The 13,800-nt window shown below is 69.8% G+C and carries 10 protein-coding genes; 4 read left to right on the forward strand and 6 right to left on the reverse strand.

Features of this window, described 5'->3' with window-relative positions:
• The first annotated feature begins 2 nt into the window (after positions 1–2).
• The 4 genes from glpK (at position 3) to L1Z78_RS25720 (ending at position 6,693) form a co-directional block, all read left to right on the forward strand.
• On the forward strand, positions 3–1,586 hold the full coding sequence (gene glpK, locus L1Z78_RS25705) for a glycerol kinase GlpK (protein WP_234639150.1): 1,584 nt from the start codon (positions 3–5) through the stop codon (positions 1,584–1,586).
• Positions 1,555–2,742 carry an esterase-like activity of phytase family protein gene (locus tag L1Z78_RS25710; protein WP_234639151.1) on the forward strand — a complete coding sequence of 396 codons (1,188 nt, stop codon included), beginning with the start codon at positions 1,555–1,557 and terminating at the stop codon, positions 2,740–2,742. Before glpK ends, L1Z78_RS25710 begins: the two co-directional genes overlap by 32 nt.
• The gene (gene proC / locus L1Z78_RS25715) at positions 2,739–3,593 is read left to right on the forward strand and encodes a pyrroline-5-carboxylate reductase (RefSeq protein WP_234639152.1); all 855 of its coding nucleotides are present in this window, start codon (positions 2,739–2,741) and stop codon (positions 3,591–3,593) included. The genes L1Z78_RS25710 and proC overlap by 4 nt, the downstream gene beginning before the upstream one ends.
• Positions 3,594–3,840: 247 nt before the next feature.
• Positions 3,841–6,693 (forward strand): hypothetical protein, encoded by a 2,853-nt coding sequence (locus L1Z78_RS25720; RefSeq protein WP_234639153.1) that lies wholly within the window; start codon positions 3,841–3,843, stop codon positions 6,691–6,693.
• A 46-nt stretch (positions 6,694–6,739) separates the two neighbouring features.
• Here the strand turns inward: L1Z78_RS25720 and ubiA are convergent, their stop codons facing one another.
• The 6 genes from ubiA to recG all read right to left on the reverse strand — a co-directional run bounded on the left by ubiA (position 6,740) and on the right by recG (position 13,731).
• Positions 6,740–7,636, reverse strand: coding sequence for a 4-hydroxybenzoate octaprenyltransferase (gene ubiA, locus L1Z78_RS25725; RefSeq protein ID WP_418921654.1), 897 nt, complete (start codon positions 7,634–7,636; stop codon positions 6,740–6,742).
• A 98-nt stretch (positions 7,637–7,734) separates the two neighbouring features.
• Entirely contained in the window at positions 7,735–8,520 is a 786-nt protein-coding gene (locus L1Z78_RS25730) for a phosphatase PAP2 family protein (protein WP_234639154.1), read from the reverse strand.
• 42 nt (positions 8,521–8,562) lie between these two features.
• Entirely contained in the window at positions 8,563–9,123 is a 561-nt protein-coding gene (locus L1Z78_RS25735) for a Dps family protein (RefSeq protein WP_234639155.1), read from the reverse strand.
• 120 nt (positions 9,124–9,243) lie between these two features.
• On the reverse strand, positions 9,244–10,209 hold the full coding sequence (locus L1Z78_RS25740; protein ID WP_234639156.1) for a LysR substrate-binding domain-containing protein: 966 nt from the start codon (positions 10,207–10,209) through the stop codon (positions 9,244–9,246).
• 217 nt (positions 10,210–10,426) lie between these two features.
• Positions 10,427–11,206, reverse strand: a complete 780-nt coding sequence (locus L1Z78_RS25745; RefSeq protein ID WP_234639157.1) for an MHYT domain-containing protein — start codon at positions 11,204–11,206, stop codon at positions 10,427–10,429.
• A gap of 338 nt (positions 11,207–11,544) precedes the next feature.
• Positions 11,545–13,731, reverse strand: coding sequence for an ATP-dependent DNA helicase RecG (gene recG / locus L1Z78_RS25750; protein WP_234639158.1), 2,187 nt, complete (start codon positions 13,729–13,731; stop codon positions 11,545–11,547).
• Positions 13,732–13,800 lie beyond the last annotated feature (69 nt).

Below are 13,800 nucleotides of genomic sequence, written 5' to 3' on the forward strand. Positions count from 1 at the left end.
CCATGACCTATCTGCTTGCCCTGGACCAGGGCACCTCCAGCTCCCGCAGCATCGTCTTCGACACCCAGGGTCGCATCGTGGCCTCGGCCCAGTTGGAGCTGCCGCAGATCTATCCCCGGCCCGGCTGGGTCGAGCACGATCCGCGCGAGATCTGGCGCACCCAGCTGGCCACGGCGCGCGAGGCCCTGGCCAAGGCAGGCCTCGCGGCAGCGGATATCCGTGCCCTGGGCATCACCAACCAGCGCGAGACCACCGTGGTCTGGAACCGTGCCACGGGCCAGCCCATGCACCACGCCATCGTCTGGCAGGACCGCCGCGCCGAGCCGCTGTGCGCCCAGCTGCGCGACGGCGGCCATGCCGACACCATCCAGCGCAAGACCGGCCTGCTGATCGATGCCTATTTCTCGGGCACCAAGCTGCGCTGGATCCTGGACAACGTGAACGGCGCGCGCGCCGCCGCCGAGCGTGGCGAGCTGGCCTTCGGCACCGTGGACAGCTGGCTGATCTGGCAGCTCACGGGCGGGCGCCGCCATGTGACCGATGTCTCCAACGCCAGCCGGACCATGCTGTTCAACGTCCACACCAACCAGTGGGACGACGAGCTGCTGGCCCTGCTGGACATCCCGCGTGCACTGATGCCCGAGGTACTGCCTTCGGCGGCGGACTTTGGCAGGACGGCGGCCGAGGTCCTGGGCGGCGAGATCGCCATCGGCGGCGTGGCCGGCGACCAGCAAAGCGCCCTCTTCGGACAGGCCTGCTTTGCGGCGGGCATGGCCAAGAACACCTATGGCACGGGCTGCTTCATGCTGATGCACACGGGCGGCACCTTCCAGACCTCGGCCAACGGCCTGCTGACCACCAGTGCGGCACAAGTGGCCCCCACGCTTGTCGCTTCGCGTACTGCGCTGCCCCCCGAGGGGGCCCAGTCCGGCTTGGGGCGGCCCGGCACCGGACTGCCAGCGCCCACCGAACGGGCCTATGCCATGGAGGGAAGCGTCTTCGTCGGCGGCGCCGTGGTCCAGTGGCTGCGCGACGGCCTGCGCGCCATCGAGCACAGCGGCCAGGTCCAGCAACTGGCCGAGAGCGTGCCCGACTCGGGCGGCGTGATGATGGTGCCGGCCTTCACGGGCCTGGGCGCCCCCTACTGGAAGCCCGACGCGCGCGGCACCATCACCGGGCTGACGCGCGGCACCACCATCGCCCACATCGCGCGCGCCGCCCTCGAATCCATCGCTTTCCAGAGCGCGGCCCTGCTGCTGGCCATGAGCCGCGACGCGGTGGCCAGCGGCGGCGCGCCGGTCAGCGAACTGCGCGTGGACGGCGGCGCCTGCGTCAACAACCTGCTCATGCAGTTCCAGGCCGACCTGCTGGGCATCCCCGTGGTGCGCCCGGCCTGCGTGGAGACCACGGCGCTGGGCGCGGCCTATCTGGCGGGCCTGTCGTCCGGCGTCTACCAGAGCACCGAGGAGCTGTCCGCGCTGTGGAAGGCCGAGCGCCGCTTCGTGCCGACGCTGGACCAATCCCGCGCCGATGAATTGATGGCGCGCTGGGAACATGCCGTGGCACAGACCGCACTGGCGGCCTGAGGCCCTGCGCGGGGCCGCCTGCCTCCTGCTGGCCGGCCTGGTGCTGGCCGGCTGTGCCGTGCCTCCGCGGCCTGCGCCATGCACACGCCTGCAATGGCTGGGCAGTACCACCATGGCACGCGACGAGCCCGTCAACGGCAGCACCATCGGAGGCATCTCGGGCCTGGACTACGATGCACGTCGCGGCGACTACGTGGCCATCAGCGACGACCGCTCGGCGCACGGCCCCGCGCGCTGGATGCGGCTGCGCGTGGAGCAGGTTCCCGCCGAACGGCGCGCCGGCCCCAACCCCTGGCAGGCGCAGGTCACCGAAGTGCATCCGCTGCGGGATGCCGAGGGCCGGTGGCTGCGCCCGCGCCATGCCGCACCCGCCGCCCAGCCCGTCCCCGACCCCGAAGCCATCCGCCTGCTGCCGGACGGCAGCCTGCTGTGGACCGAGGAAGGTGACCTGGCACGCGGCTTCGGCCCTTCGCTGGTGCGTGCCGACGCAGAAGGCCGCCAGCGCACCCGCTGGTTCTACCCGTTCGAGGATGAGTCCGGTACCCCGGGCGTGCGTTCGAACTTCGGCTTCGAAGGCCTGGCCGTGACTGCGGACGGCCGCCATGCCTGGCTGGCGCTGGAAGCGCCGCTGCGCCAGGACGGCCCGCGCGCCAGCGCCGACACGGCCGGCGCACCCGTGCGCATCAGCCTGGTGGACCTGTCCGACGGCCGCATGCTGCGCCAGATCGCCTACCAGCCCGATGCCGTGCCGGCAGCCAGCCGGGGCCTCCTGCGCCGCCGCGAGGTCAACGGCATCAGCGAGATCCTGTCCGACGGCCCCAGCCACCTGCTGGTGCTGGAGCGCTCCTACAGCCCCGGCCATGGATTCGGCGCACGGCTGTACCGCATCGGCCTGGATACCGACGATGCGCCCGACACGCTGGCCCTGCCCTCCTTCGCCCGCACGCCGCCACAGACGGCAGCCAAGACGCTGATCGCCGACCTCTCCACCCTGCAGCGCGGCCGGCTGGACAATATGGAAGCCATGTCCTGGGGGCCGCCGTTGCCCGACGGCACGCGCACGCTGGTCTTTGCCAGCGACGACAATTTCAATCCGTCCCAGGCCAACCAGGTCCTGATCACCGCCTATCTTCCGCAAGAACGCTGCGCACCATGACTGTCACCACCTCCACTCCTGCATCGCCTTCCCTGGGCACCATCGCCTTCATCGGCGGCGGCAACATGGCCAGCGCCATCATCGGCGGGCTCATCGGCCAGGGCCAGACGGCGGACCGCATCGTCGTCGTCGAGCCGTTCGAGGCCGCGCGCGACGCACTGCGCTCGAACTTCGGCATCGAGGCCCATGCCGACGCGGCGGCGGCCGCCAGCGCGCTGGCCGGCGCCGGCATCGTGGTCTGGGCCGTCAAGCCCCAGACCTTCAAGGAAGCCGCCCAGGCGGCCGCGCCGCACACCGGCCAGGCCCTGCACCTGAGCGTGGCCGCCGGCATCCCCACGGACAGCATCGCCGGCTGGCTGGGCACGGGACGCATCGTGCGTGCCATGCCCAACACGCCGGCCCTGGTCGGCAAGGGCATGACGGGCCTGTTCGCGCGCCCCGAGGTCGATGCGACCGGCAAGGCCGCCATCGAACAGGTCGTGGCCACCACGGGCCAGTTCGTCTGGGTGGACCAGGAAGCGCACCTGGACGCCGTGACCGCGCTGTCCGGCTCGGGCCCCGCCTATGTGTTCCTCTTCCTCGAAGCCATGACGCAGGCCGGCGTGGACATGGGCCTGACGGCCGAGCAGTCCTACCGCCTGGGCGTGGCCACCTTCCAGGGCGCCTCGGAGCTGGCGGCGCGCTCCACCGAACCCGCCGAGGTGCTGCGCCAGCGCGTGACCAGCAAGGGCGGCACCACCCATGCCGCCATCACCCACATGCAGGCGCAGCAGGTGCCCGGGCATTTCGTGGCCGCCATGCGCGCGGCCGAAGCCCGCGCCAAGGAACTGGCGGCCGAGTTCGGCCGATAAGCCTGCGGCCAAAGGTGGCGCCGGGGAACAGCGCCACCGCATTTTCAGACTGAAAATCAGATAGTTCCGATGGTTGAAACATGCGGTGCTGGGTAGAAGGCACGGAGTGACCGCCCGCACGGGCAGAGCCCGCGCCGGTCCGCCCCTGGCACCGCAGTTTCCACCAAGCATCCGCCCCGCAAGGGACGCCACGCCGTCTCCTCCCGCTTCAGGCTTGCCTTGGATGGCCTGCATTCGAGGAGAACGCATGAAGTCCCATTCCCGCCCCCTGCCCTGTGGCTGGCGGCTTGCGCTCACGGCAAGCCTGCTCGCAGCCGCCGCCGGCATCACCCTGGCATCACCCGCCCCCGTCGACCAGGCAGGACAGATGCTGCGCGCACAGCAGGCGCTGCAAGGCCTGGCCATGCCCTTCGAGGCCAACAGCGGCCAGTTCGACCCGGCCGTGGCCTTCGTGGGCCGCACCTTCGCGGGCCCGGTCCACATCACGCACCGGGGCCAGATCGTCTACAGCCTGGCGGGCCCCGCGCAGGCGCCCCGGTCCAAGGCCGCGCGCATCTCCCCGGCCATGCCGGCCATGCCATCCGCCCCCGCCGGCTGGAGTCTCACCGAAACCCTGGTCGGCGCACTGCCACTGGCGCCCGAAGGCGGCGACGTCGCGGCCAGCCGCGTCACCCACTTCGTCGGCCAGGCCAGCTACCAGCCCGCCACCTACCGCAACCTGCACCTGGGCCAGGCCTGGCCCGGCGTGCGGGTGGAACTGGCCGCGCGCGGCGCCAACATGGAAAAGCTCTTTCACGTGGCCCCGCATGCCGATACCGCGCAGATCCGCGTGCAGCTCGACGGGGCGCTGTCGCTGCGCCTGGGCGACGACGGCACGCTGGTGGCGGCCACGGGCCATGGCGATGTGGCCTACACGGCGCCCGTCGCATTCCAGGAGGTCGCGGGCCGGCGCGTGGACGTGCCCGTGCGGTACGCACTCGACAGCCAGGGCCACGCCTACGGCTTTGCGCTGGGCGACTATGACCGTTCGTTGCCGCTGGTGATCGACCCCCTGCTGCAAAGCACCTACCTGGGCGGGTCGGGGCACACCGTGCTCGAAACCATGGCCATCGACCCGCCGTCGGGCGACATCCTGGTAGCCGGCTTCACGCTTGCCACCAATTTCCCCGGAACGGCAGGCGGGGCACAGTCCACGAACCCGGGGGTCAATGGCTTCGTGGCACGGCTGTCCGGCCATCTCGCCCTCCAGCAAAGCACCTACCTGGGCACCTCGGACTACAGCCCCGTCAACGCACTGGCCATCTCGGCCACCGGGGAAGTGGCGGTGGCCGGCCAGACCTACTCCAGGGACATCCCCGGTACGGCGGGCGGCGCACGGCCCGCCTCCACCAGCAGCCCGAGCGGCTTTGTCATGCTGCTGTCAGACAACCTGCGCCAACTAGTGCAGAGCACCTACCTGGGCAACGGCGGCTGGGAGGTTGTCACGGCCCTGGCCTTTGCACCCTCGGGCGAAATCGTCGTGGCCGGGTACACGATTTCCCCGGACCTGCTCCAAATCGCGGGCGGGGCCCAGGCCAGCTTCTCCGGCGCGGTCGATGGTTTCATCACACGCCTGTCCGGCGACCTGCGCACCCCGCTGCAAAGCACCTACCTGGGAGGCGCGAAGTCCGACTACGTCACCGCCCTGGCCATCCTGCCCTCCGGGGAGATCCTGGCCGGCGGGCAGACCTATTCCACCAACCTGCCCCAGACGACGGGCGCGGCGCGGCCGCGGCACAGTGGCGATGCCGACGGTTTCGTGGCACGCCTTTCCGACGATCTGCGCTCCCTGGTGCGCACCACCTATCTGGGCGGCAGCCAGTGGGAGAACGTCACGGCCCTGGCCCTCTCTCCGTCGGGCGAACTGGTGGTGACCGGGCAGACCTATTCCAGGGACTTTCCCCGCACGGCGGGGGCCGTACAGCCCGACAACCGGGGGCAGAACGACGGCTTCATCGCTCGCCTGACCCTGGATCTGCGCACGCTGGAACAGAGCACCTACCTGGGTGGCGTGCTCAACGACTACATCGGAGCCCTGTCCATCGACAGCGCGGGAGAGATCCTGGTGGCGGGCTTCGCCCAATCCGACAACCTTCTCGGCACGGTCCACGGTGCACAAGCTGCCAGCGGCGGGGACCAGGATGGTTTTGTCGCACGCCTGGCCGGCGATCTGCGAAGCACGTGGCAAGTCACCTACCTGGGAGGGGCGGGCCCGGACGATGTCACCGCGCTGGCCCTCGCGCCGTCGGGCGAGGTCGTGGTGGCCGGCTTCACCGGATCCACCGACTTTCCCGCCGCCTCAGGACCCGTCCCGCCCGCGCCGGCAGGCACGCTTCATGGTTTCATCTCCCGCCTGACTCCCGACCTGCGCGCCGTCTCGCCCCAGACCATCAGCTTCCCACCGCAGGCCGACCAGGTCCTCGCCACCGTGGGCGCCACCTTCACGATCAGCCCCGCCGCCACGGCCAGCTCGGGCCTGCCGGTGAGCTATGTCAGCCACACCCCCGCCATCTGCACGGTCGCGGGCGCCACGGTCACGATGCTGGACGCAGGCACCTGCCAGCTGGAGGCCCAGCAGCCAGGCGTGCCCGGCCAGTGGCTGGCCGCCAGCGGGGTCTTCGTCGACGTCCGCATCCAGAGGCCCCAGACCATCGCCTTCCCGGCACAGCCGGACCAGCCTTTCACGGCCGGGGGCAGCTTCCTCCTCGTTGCACCCGCCACGGCCAGTTCCGGCCTGCCGGTGCAATACGCCAGCACCACGCCGGGCCTCTGCACCGTGTCCGGCAGCACGGTCACCATGGTCGGCGCGGGCCTTTGCACCCTGGTCGCCAGCCAGCCGGGCAATGCGCTGTGGCTGGCGGCGGCCGATGTGCCGCAGAGCATCCTGCTGGTGGTGACCACGCCGCCCGGGCCTAATCCCGGTCCCGGTCCCGGCCCCGGTCCTGGCTCCGGCCACGTAACGCCCGTCCCCGTACTCTCCGCCTGGCCTCTGGCGCTGCTGGGCGCGCTGGCCGCCGCCCTGGGCGCCATACGGCTGCGCCGGCGCGGCATTCCGCACTGAGGGAGCCAGGGGCGGGGTGGCCTGCGCCCGGCCCGGCCCCGCTCCCTCAACGCAACGCGAACCCCAGCGCCACCCCCCCGAACAGGCTGGCGCCTATCCAGTGGCTCTTGCTGAAGGCCGTGAAGCAGCCCTCGCGCGTGCGGTGGCGGATCAGCGTGAAGTGCCAGACCACCTGGGCCGCGGCCCCGGCCAGGCCCAGCCAGAAGGGCCAGCCCAGCGCCCAGGGCTGCACGGCCCGGACCGTCAGCAGGCCGCAGAGCACGAAGAAGCCCATGACGGCGGCCACGTCGAAGCGGCCCAGGGTGATGGCCGAGGTCTTCATGCCGATCTTCAGGTCGTCGTCGCGGTCCACCATGGCGTATTCGGTGTCATAGGCCAGCACCAGGAACATGTTGGCGAACCACAGGATCCAGGCCGTGGCCGGGACCTGCCCCTGCACGGCGGCGAAGGCGATGATGATGCCGAAGTTGAAGGCAATGCCCAGGAAGGCCTGGGGCATGGCGAAGAAGCGCTTGGTGAACGGGTAGAGGATGGTGAACAGCACGGCAGGCACGGACCAGGCCACGGCCTCCCAGCGCGTGGTCAGCACCAGGCCCAGCGAGACCAGGGCCAGGGCCGCGCCCAGCAGGGCGGCCTCCCTGACCGAGACCTGCCCCGAGGTGACGGGGCGCTGCGTGGTGCGCTTGACGTGGCGGTCGAAATCGCGGTCGGCGATGTCGTTGATGCAGCAACCCGCGCTGCGCATCAGCACCGTGCCCAGCACGAAGACCGCCAGCAGATGCCAGCCCGGGAACCCGTCCGATGCCAGCCACAGGGCGGCCAGCGTGGGCCAGACCAGGACCAGCCAGCCGGCCGGGCGGTTGAAGCGGACCAGATCGAGGTAGAGCGACAGTTTGCTGCGCCGGGGAGCGGGCGTGGGCAGGGGCGAGGACGTGGTGGACATGGCGACGGAGGTGGGGGCGGGCCATGACCCGCCGCCCACGGACAGCATTCGGAATGACCGCATTGTCGCCGGACGATGGCCAGCCCCCCAAGCGCGGTTCAGCAGCGCCTGCCGGCAGCGCGGGTTTGCGCCCACTCCACAGCGCAGACCACGAGCGCCATCCACGCCAGGCCCAGCAGCCAGCCGGCCAGCACGTCGCTGGCGAAGTGCACGCGCAGCACCACGCGGCTGCCCCCCACGCCCAGCGCCACCGTCAGGGCGGCCAGGCCCGCGGGCCAGCGCCAGGCGGGACGCAGGTACGGCAGCAGCAGCCAGGCCAGCATGAGATAGAGCACGAAGGTGCCCGCGCTGTGGCCGCTGGGAAAGCTGAAGCCGCCCTCGGGCACCCAGCCGCCTTGCGGACGGGGGCGCCCCACGCTGGTCTTGATGGCGCGGATCCACAGCCCCACGCCGGCCGTGGCCACCAGCCAGGCGCCGGCATGCAGCCAGTCGCGCCGCCACAGCAGCACCAGCATCACCAGCAATGACAGGGCGATCATCCAGCCCACGTGGCCGAGCTGCGTGAAGGCGGCCACGGGACGCACCCAGGCATCGGTGGCATGGCCGGCCAGCCACTGGTGCAGGGCCTCGTCCATGGCGGGCCAGTCGTTGCAGGAAGCACAGCCTGCGGGATCGGCCAGGCCCAGCATGTCGCGCGCCATGACCGCCAGCGCCAGGGCCGCCATGGCCCCCGCCATGCCCAGCGCGCGCCAGGCGGCCACGGGCATGCGCAGCCCGGTGGCCGCGCCCTGCCTGCGCAGATGGAAAAAAAGGCCGCACAGGGCGGCCAGTACCAGGCACAGGCCGCCCAGGGCGGCATGTGCGTCAATCCAGTCCCAGAGCATGCGCGGGCATGGCCTCCATGGGGGGTGGCGGGATCAGGCGCATCAGTCTTCCAGCAGGGCGCGCAGCATCCAGGCGGTCTGCTCGTGCACCGTCAGGCGCTGGGTGAGCAGGTCGGCCGTGGGCTCGTCGCTGGCCTTGTCGGCCAGCGGGAACAGGCTGCGGGCCGTGCGGGCCACGGCCTCGTGGCCGGCCACCAGGATGCGCACCATCTCCAGGGCCTTCGGGGGATCGTGGGGCACGTCGGCCAGGCTGGTGAGCTTGCCGAAGTCCGCATAGGAGCCGGGCGCGAAGTGGCCCAGCGCACGGATGCGCTCGGCGATGGGATCGACGGCGTTCCACAGCTCCGTGTACTGCCCCATGAACATGGTGTGCAGGGTGTTGAACATCGGACCCGTGACGTTCCAGTGGAAGTTGTGCGTGGTCAGGTACAGCGTGTAGGTGTCGGCCAGCAGGGCCGACAGACCCTTGGCGATGGCGGCGCGGTCCTTGTCGCTGATGCCGATGTGGATGGCCGTGGGGCGCACGGACGCAGGTGCGATCTCGGCCGGCGCGGCCTCTGGCTTCTTGGCACCGGACTTGTCTTTGCTGGCATTTTTGGCCATGGGATCCCTTTCAGCTTCGTACGGATGGAACATGTCCCGGGCAGACCGCCCGCGGACCAGGGACAACGATAACGCAAGCCCGGCGCGCGCGGTGGCGCGGCCGCCGTGGCGTTGCGGTCATCAGGAAAGGCGTTTGACGCCGGGCAAGGCGCAGGCGTAGACCGCGTTGCGCAGCGCGGCGATGGCCTCGTAGCGCGTGAAGCTGCGGCGCCAGGCCAGGACCACGCGGCGCGAGGGGGGCGCCGAGCCGTCGTCCTCGAGGATGGGCAGGTAGCGGATATGCGGCTCGTCGGTCTTTCGGCGGCGAGCGGTGGTCTCCAGTGCATCGGCGGGCACGGACAGGCGCGGCACCAGGGTCACGCCCATGCCGGCGGCCACCATGTGCTTGATGGTCTCCAGCGACGAGCCCTCGAAGGTGCGGCGTATGCCTTCGGCGTTGCTCGCATAGCGCGCGAACTCGGGGCAGACCTGGAGCACATGGTCGCGGAAGCAGTGGCCCGAGCCCAGCAGCAGCATGGTCTCGTTCTTGAGGTCGCTGGTGGAGACATGGTCCTTCTGGGCCAGCGCATGGGTGCTGGGCACGGCGGCCATGAAGGGCTCGTCGTACAGCGGCGCCAGCGCCAGGCCGGTGTCGGGAAAGGGCTCGGCCACGATGGCGCAGTCGATCTCGCCGGTGCGCAGCATCTCCAGCAGCTTGATGGTGTAGTTCTCCTGCAGCATCAGCGGCATCTGCGGCGTGCGCAGGATGGAGTTGCGCACCAGGTCCGGCAGCAGGTAGGGGCCGATGGTGTAGATCACGCCCAGCGTCAGCACGCCCGACAGCGGATCCTTGCCGCGCTTGGCGATCTCCTTGATCTCGGCGGCCTGCTCCAGCACGCTTTGCGCCTGGCGGATGATCTCCTCGCCCAAGGACGTGACCGACACCTCGCCGGCGCTGCGCTCGAAGAGCTTCACGTCCAGCTCCTCCTCCAGCTTCTTGATCGCCACGGACAGCGTCGGCTGGGACACATAACAGGCTTCGGCGGCGCGGCCAAAATGCTTTTCACGTGCCACGGCCACGATGTATTTGAGTTCGGTAAGTGTCATTGGCGAGCTGTGTCTGGGAGGGAGCCTCGGGGATACGATGTTTTTGCAGCCGGAGCCCGTGCAGTTTCTGCCTCATGGCCGGACCCCGGGGCCTTGCCCTGGGGATGCCACCACCAGAGATACTGCACTGACTCTAAGAAAATTCCTATTTTCGATTGTGCCAGTCCTCACCCGCGCACGGTCGCTGCGCGCTCCCCGACTCGCCGGTTTTTTATTGTCACCCACGCGGCAGCGGCCGGTGCATCCGGTCCCTTTGCTGCAGAAGCTGGTCCATGCCTATCAATGCGGCCAGGCCTATGGCCACGATCACGGTGAAGACCGGCAGGTCCAGCGCGCTGATGACGGCAAAGCCCTGCGGCCTGGCATAGCGCTGGGTTTCGGAAACACATACGAAGTCCGCCGCCGCCATGCCGGTGTAATGCATGGAGCACACGGCAGCCCCCATCACCGCGGCCGCCAGCGCACGCATGCCGATGGAACTGGTGCGAAACGACAGCCACAGCGCGGCGCTGGCCGCCACCACGGCAATGCCCACGGACAGCAGCACGGTGGGGACGGACCAGACGATGAATCCGGGAAAGCGCATGCCATGCATGCCCAGGTAGTGCATGAAGGCCACGCCCAGGCCCAGCAGCGTTCCCGCGCCCAGTATCCGCGCACCACTGTCGGGCCTGCGGGCGACGAAGGCCAGCGCCACCGAGGTCGCGGCCACGGCAGCGCACAGGGAAACCAGGGTCTCGACCATGGAATAGCCCGAACCCATGCCCAGGTTCAGCGCCAGCATGCCGGTGAAATGCATGGACCACACGCCTATGCCGCCCAGCGCCGTGCCCGCAGCCAGCAGGTTGAGTCCGCTGATGCCCTCGCGCCCACGGATGCGCTGCGCCGCGGTCAGGGCCACGAAGGACCCCAGCACGGCAATGCCGTAGGACAGGGCCACCAGCCCCATGCGGTAGGAAGTCTCGACGATCTCATGCGCTGGAACGGCTTCATTCATGTTGACGGCTCCTCATTTGCAGAACAGATGGGACAACACAAGCGTGATCGCGGCCGCCCTCCCCGTGGGGGAGGTGGGAGCAAGCCATCCGTGCGGGATGGCGCTACCCTGTTATGTGTGACTCAATGTACCAAAAGGTCACAAATATTCAATGCATCGGCAGGACGACACTGTCGCTGCCACGACGTCACCGCCCTCTCGGAACACGCCATGCGCAAGGGCCCACTGCGCCCTGGGAGCCTTGGCTGGCGCGGCTTGCCCGCGCAGACGGCCGGTGGCGGGCAGAAGGAATCCCGAGTCGTAATAATATGTAACAGAAATAGTGCATTCCAGCACTTTCATGCCTTGAGGAACTCCGCCTTGCCACCGAGCCAACGGCTGACGTGGCGCTGTGCCAGCTGCGGGTGCTGTTCCAGCATGCGCGGGGCCAGTTCGCGCGCCCAGTCCAGCAGCATCAGGTCCTGCTCCAGGTCGGCGAAGCGCAGCATGGGCGCGCCCGACTGCCGCGCCCCCAGGAATTCACCGGGGCCACGGATTTCCAGGTCGCGCCGGGCGATCTCGAAGCCGTCATTGGTCTCCGCCATGGCACGCAGCCGGTCCTTGGCCGTCTCGCCCAGGCGTCCGCTGTCGCCCACCGAATACAGCAGGACGCAGGCGGAGGCAGCGGCGCCCCGCCCCACGCGGCCACGCAGCTGGTGCAGCTGCGACAGGCCGAAGCGCTCGGCATGCTCGATGACCATGAGCGAGGCATTGGGCACGTCCACGCCGACCTCGATCACCGTCGTCGAGACCAGCACCCCCATGACACCGGCCGAGAACAGCTCCATCACCGCCTTCTTCTCCGCCGTGGGCATGCGCGAATGCAGCAATCCGACCATGACGCCGGGCAGCATCTCGCTGAGATAGCTGTGGGTGGCCGTGGCATTGGACAGGTCCAGTGCCTCGCTTTCCTCGATCAGCGGACAGACCCAGTAGACCTGACGCCCCGATTCCACCTGGGCGCCGATGCGCTCGATGACCTCGTCCTTGCGGCTGTCGGCGATGAGCTTGGTGACGATGGGCGTGCGGCCCGGCGGCAGCTCGTCGATGGTGGAGACGTCCAGGTCGGCGTAGTAGCTCATGGCCAGCGTGCGCGGGATGGGCGTGGCACTCATCATCAGGAGGTGCGGCTCCATTCCCGTGGCCGCGAGCTTTTGCCTCAGCGCCAGACGCTGGGCCACGCCGAATCGATGCTGCTCGTCGATCACGGCCAGCGCCAGATTCCTGAACTGCACCTGCTCCTGGATCACGGCATGCGTGCCGATGACCAGGGCGGCCTCGCCGCTTCGCACCAGCTCCAGCATGGCGGTGCGCTCCTTCTTCTTCTGGGCGCCGGCCAGCCAGGCCACGCGCTTGCCCAGTGGCGCCAGCAGGGGTTCGAGCCAGCCGACCAGCTTGCCGAAGTGTTGCTCGGCCAGGATTTCCGTGGGCGCCATCAGCGCGCACTGCCAGCCGGCATCGATGCAGGCCACGGCCGAAAGCGCCGCCACCACGGTCTTGCCCGAACCCACATCGCCCTGGAGCAGCCGGTGCATGGGAATGCTGCGCGCCATGTCGTCCCGGATCTCCGCGACCACGCGCTGCTGGGCGCCCGTCAGGCCGAACGGCAACTGGCCAAGGAACTGCCGGGTCAACCCCTGCGGCGAGGATTCGGCGCGCAGCACGGGTGCCTTGAGCCGCGCACGTTCGCGCTTGGCCTCGTACTGGGACAGCTGCTGGGCCAGCAGTTCCTCGGCCTTCAGGCGCTGCCAGGCAGGATGCGAATGGTCCTCCAGCGTGGCCAGGGCCACATCGGGCGTGGGGTGGTGCAGGAACTGCAGCGCATCGCGCAGGCTGAACAGCGGTGGCAGGCCACCGCTGCCATGGAACTGGGCCACGGGCGGCTGCTCCCCCTCCGGCAAGGTGTCGGAGAGGTCGGCGCGCAGCATGGCCGTGGCGGCCGCGCGGCGGATGTAGGCCTGGGGCAGGCCCGCCGCCGTGGGGTAGACGGGCGTGAGCGCCGTGGGCAGGTCGCCGCCGGCCGCGCGAAAGGCCGGGTGCAGCATCTGCCGGCCCCAGAAGCCGCCCTTGACCTCGCCGCGTATGCGCAGACGCGCGCCCACCGACAGCGTCTTCTGGTGCGAGGGATAGAAGCTGAAGAAGGTCAGCACGCATTCGGCCGTGCCGTCGTCCACGGTGACCTTGAGCATGCGGCGCGGGCGCAGTTGCACCTCGCTGTGGGTGACTGTGGCCTCGATCTGCACGGTGTCGCCCTCGCGCGCGTTGCGCAGCGGCGTGATGCGGGTTTCGTCCTCGTAGCGCAGCGGCAGGTGCAGCGCCAGGTCGATGTCGCGCACCAGGCCCATCTTCTGCAGCGCCTGCTGTGCGGCGCTGGCCGCCTTGCCGCCGGCCTTGTCCGCGGCCTTGGCCTTGCCCGGACGCGCAGCCTTGGCGCCGGGTGCATCGCGCCCGAGGTCGGGAAAGGCGGAAGAGGCGTTCAAAGGCATGGGCCGTCCTGTTTCAGAGCATGCAGCATAGTGTATGAATATACAGGTGTAGGCAACACGCCACGTTCA

Source organism: Delftia tsuruhatensis, from assembly GCF_903815225.1.
Taxonomy (GTDB): Bacteria; Pseudomonadota; Gammaproteobacteria; order Burkholderiales; family Burkholderiaceae_C; genus Comamonas; species Comamonas tsuruhatensis_A.

Excerpts from the sequence above, each read along its gene's own strand:
- glpK (WP_234639150.1), top strand. The coding sequence starts at position 3 with ATGACCTATCTGCTTGCCCTGGACCAGGGCACCTCCAGCTCCCGCAGC.
- L1Z78_RS25710 (WP_234639151.1), top strand. The coding sequence starts at position 1,555 with ATGCCGTGGCACAGACCGCACTGGCGGCCTGAGGCCCTGCGCGGGGCC.
- proC (WP_234639152.1), top strand. The coding sequence starts at position 2,739 with ATGACTGTCACCACCTCCACTCCTGCATCGCCTTCCCTGGGCACCATC.
- L1Z78_RS25720 (WP_234639153.1), top strand. The coding sequence starts at position 3,841 with ATGAAGTCCCATTCCCGCCCCCTGCCCTGTGGCTGGCGGCTTGCGCTC.
- ubiA (WP_418921654.1), bottom strand. The coding sequence starts at position 7,636 with ATGTCCACCACGTCCTCGCCCCTGCCCACGCCCGCTCCCCGGCGCAGC.
- L1Z78_RS25730 (WP_234639154.1), bottom strand. The coding sequence starts at position 8,520 with ATGCTCTGGGACTGGATTGACGCACATGCCGCCCTGGGCGGCCTGTGC.
- L1Z78_RS25735 (WP_234639155.1), bottom strand. The coding sequence starts at position 9,123 with ATGGCCAAAAATGCCAGCAAAGACAAGTCCGGTGCCAAGAAGCCAGAG.
- L1Z78_RS25740 (WP_234639156.1), bottom strand. The coding sequence starts at position 10,209 with ATGACACTTACCGAACTCAAATACATCGTGGCCGTGGCACGTGAAAAG.
- L1Z78_RS25745 (WP_234639157.1), bottom strand. The coding sequence starts at position 11,206 with ATGAATGAAGCCGTTCCAGCGCATGAGATCGTCGAGACTTCCTACCGC.
- recG (WP_234639158.1), bottom strand. The coding sequence starts at position 13,731 with ATGCCTTTGAACGCCTCTTCCGCCTTTCCCGACCTCGGGCGCGATGCA.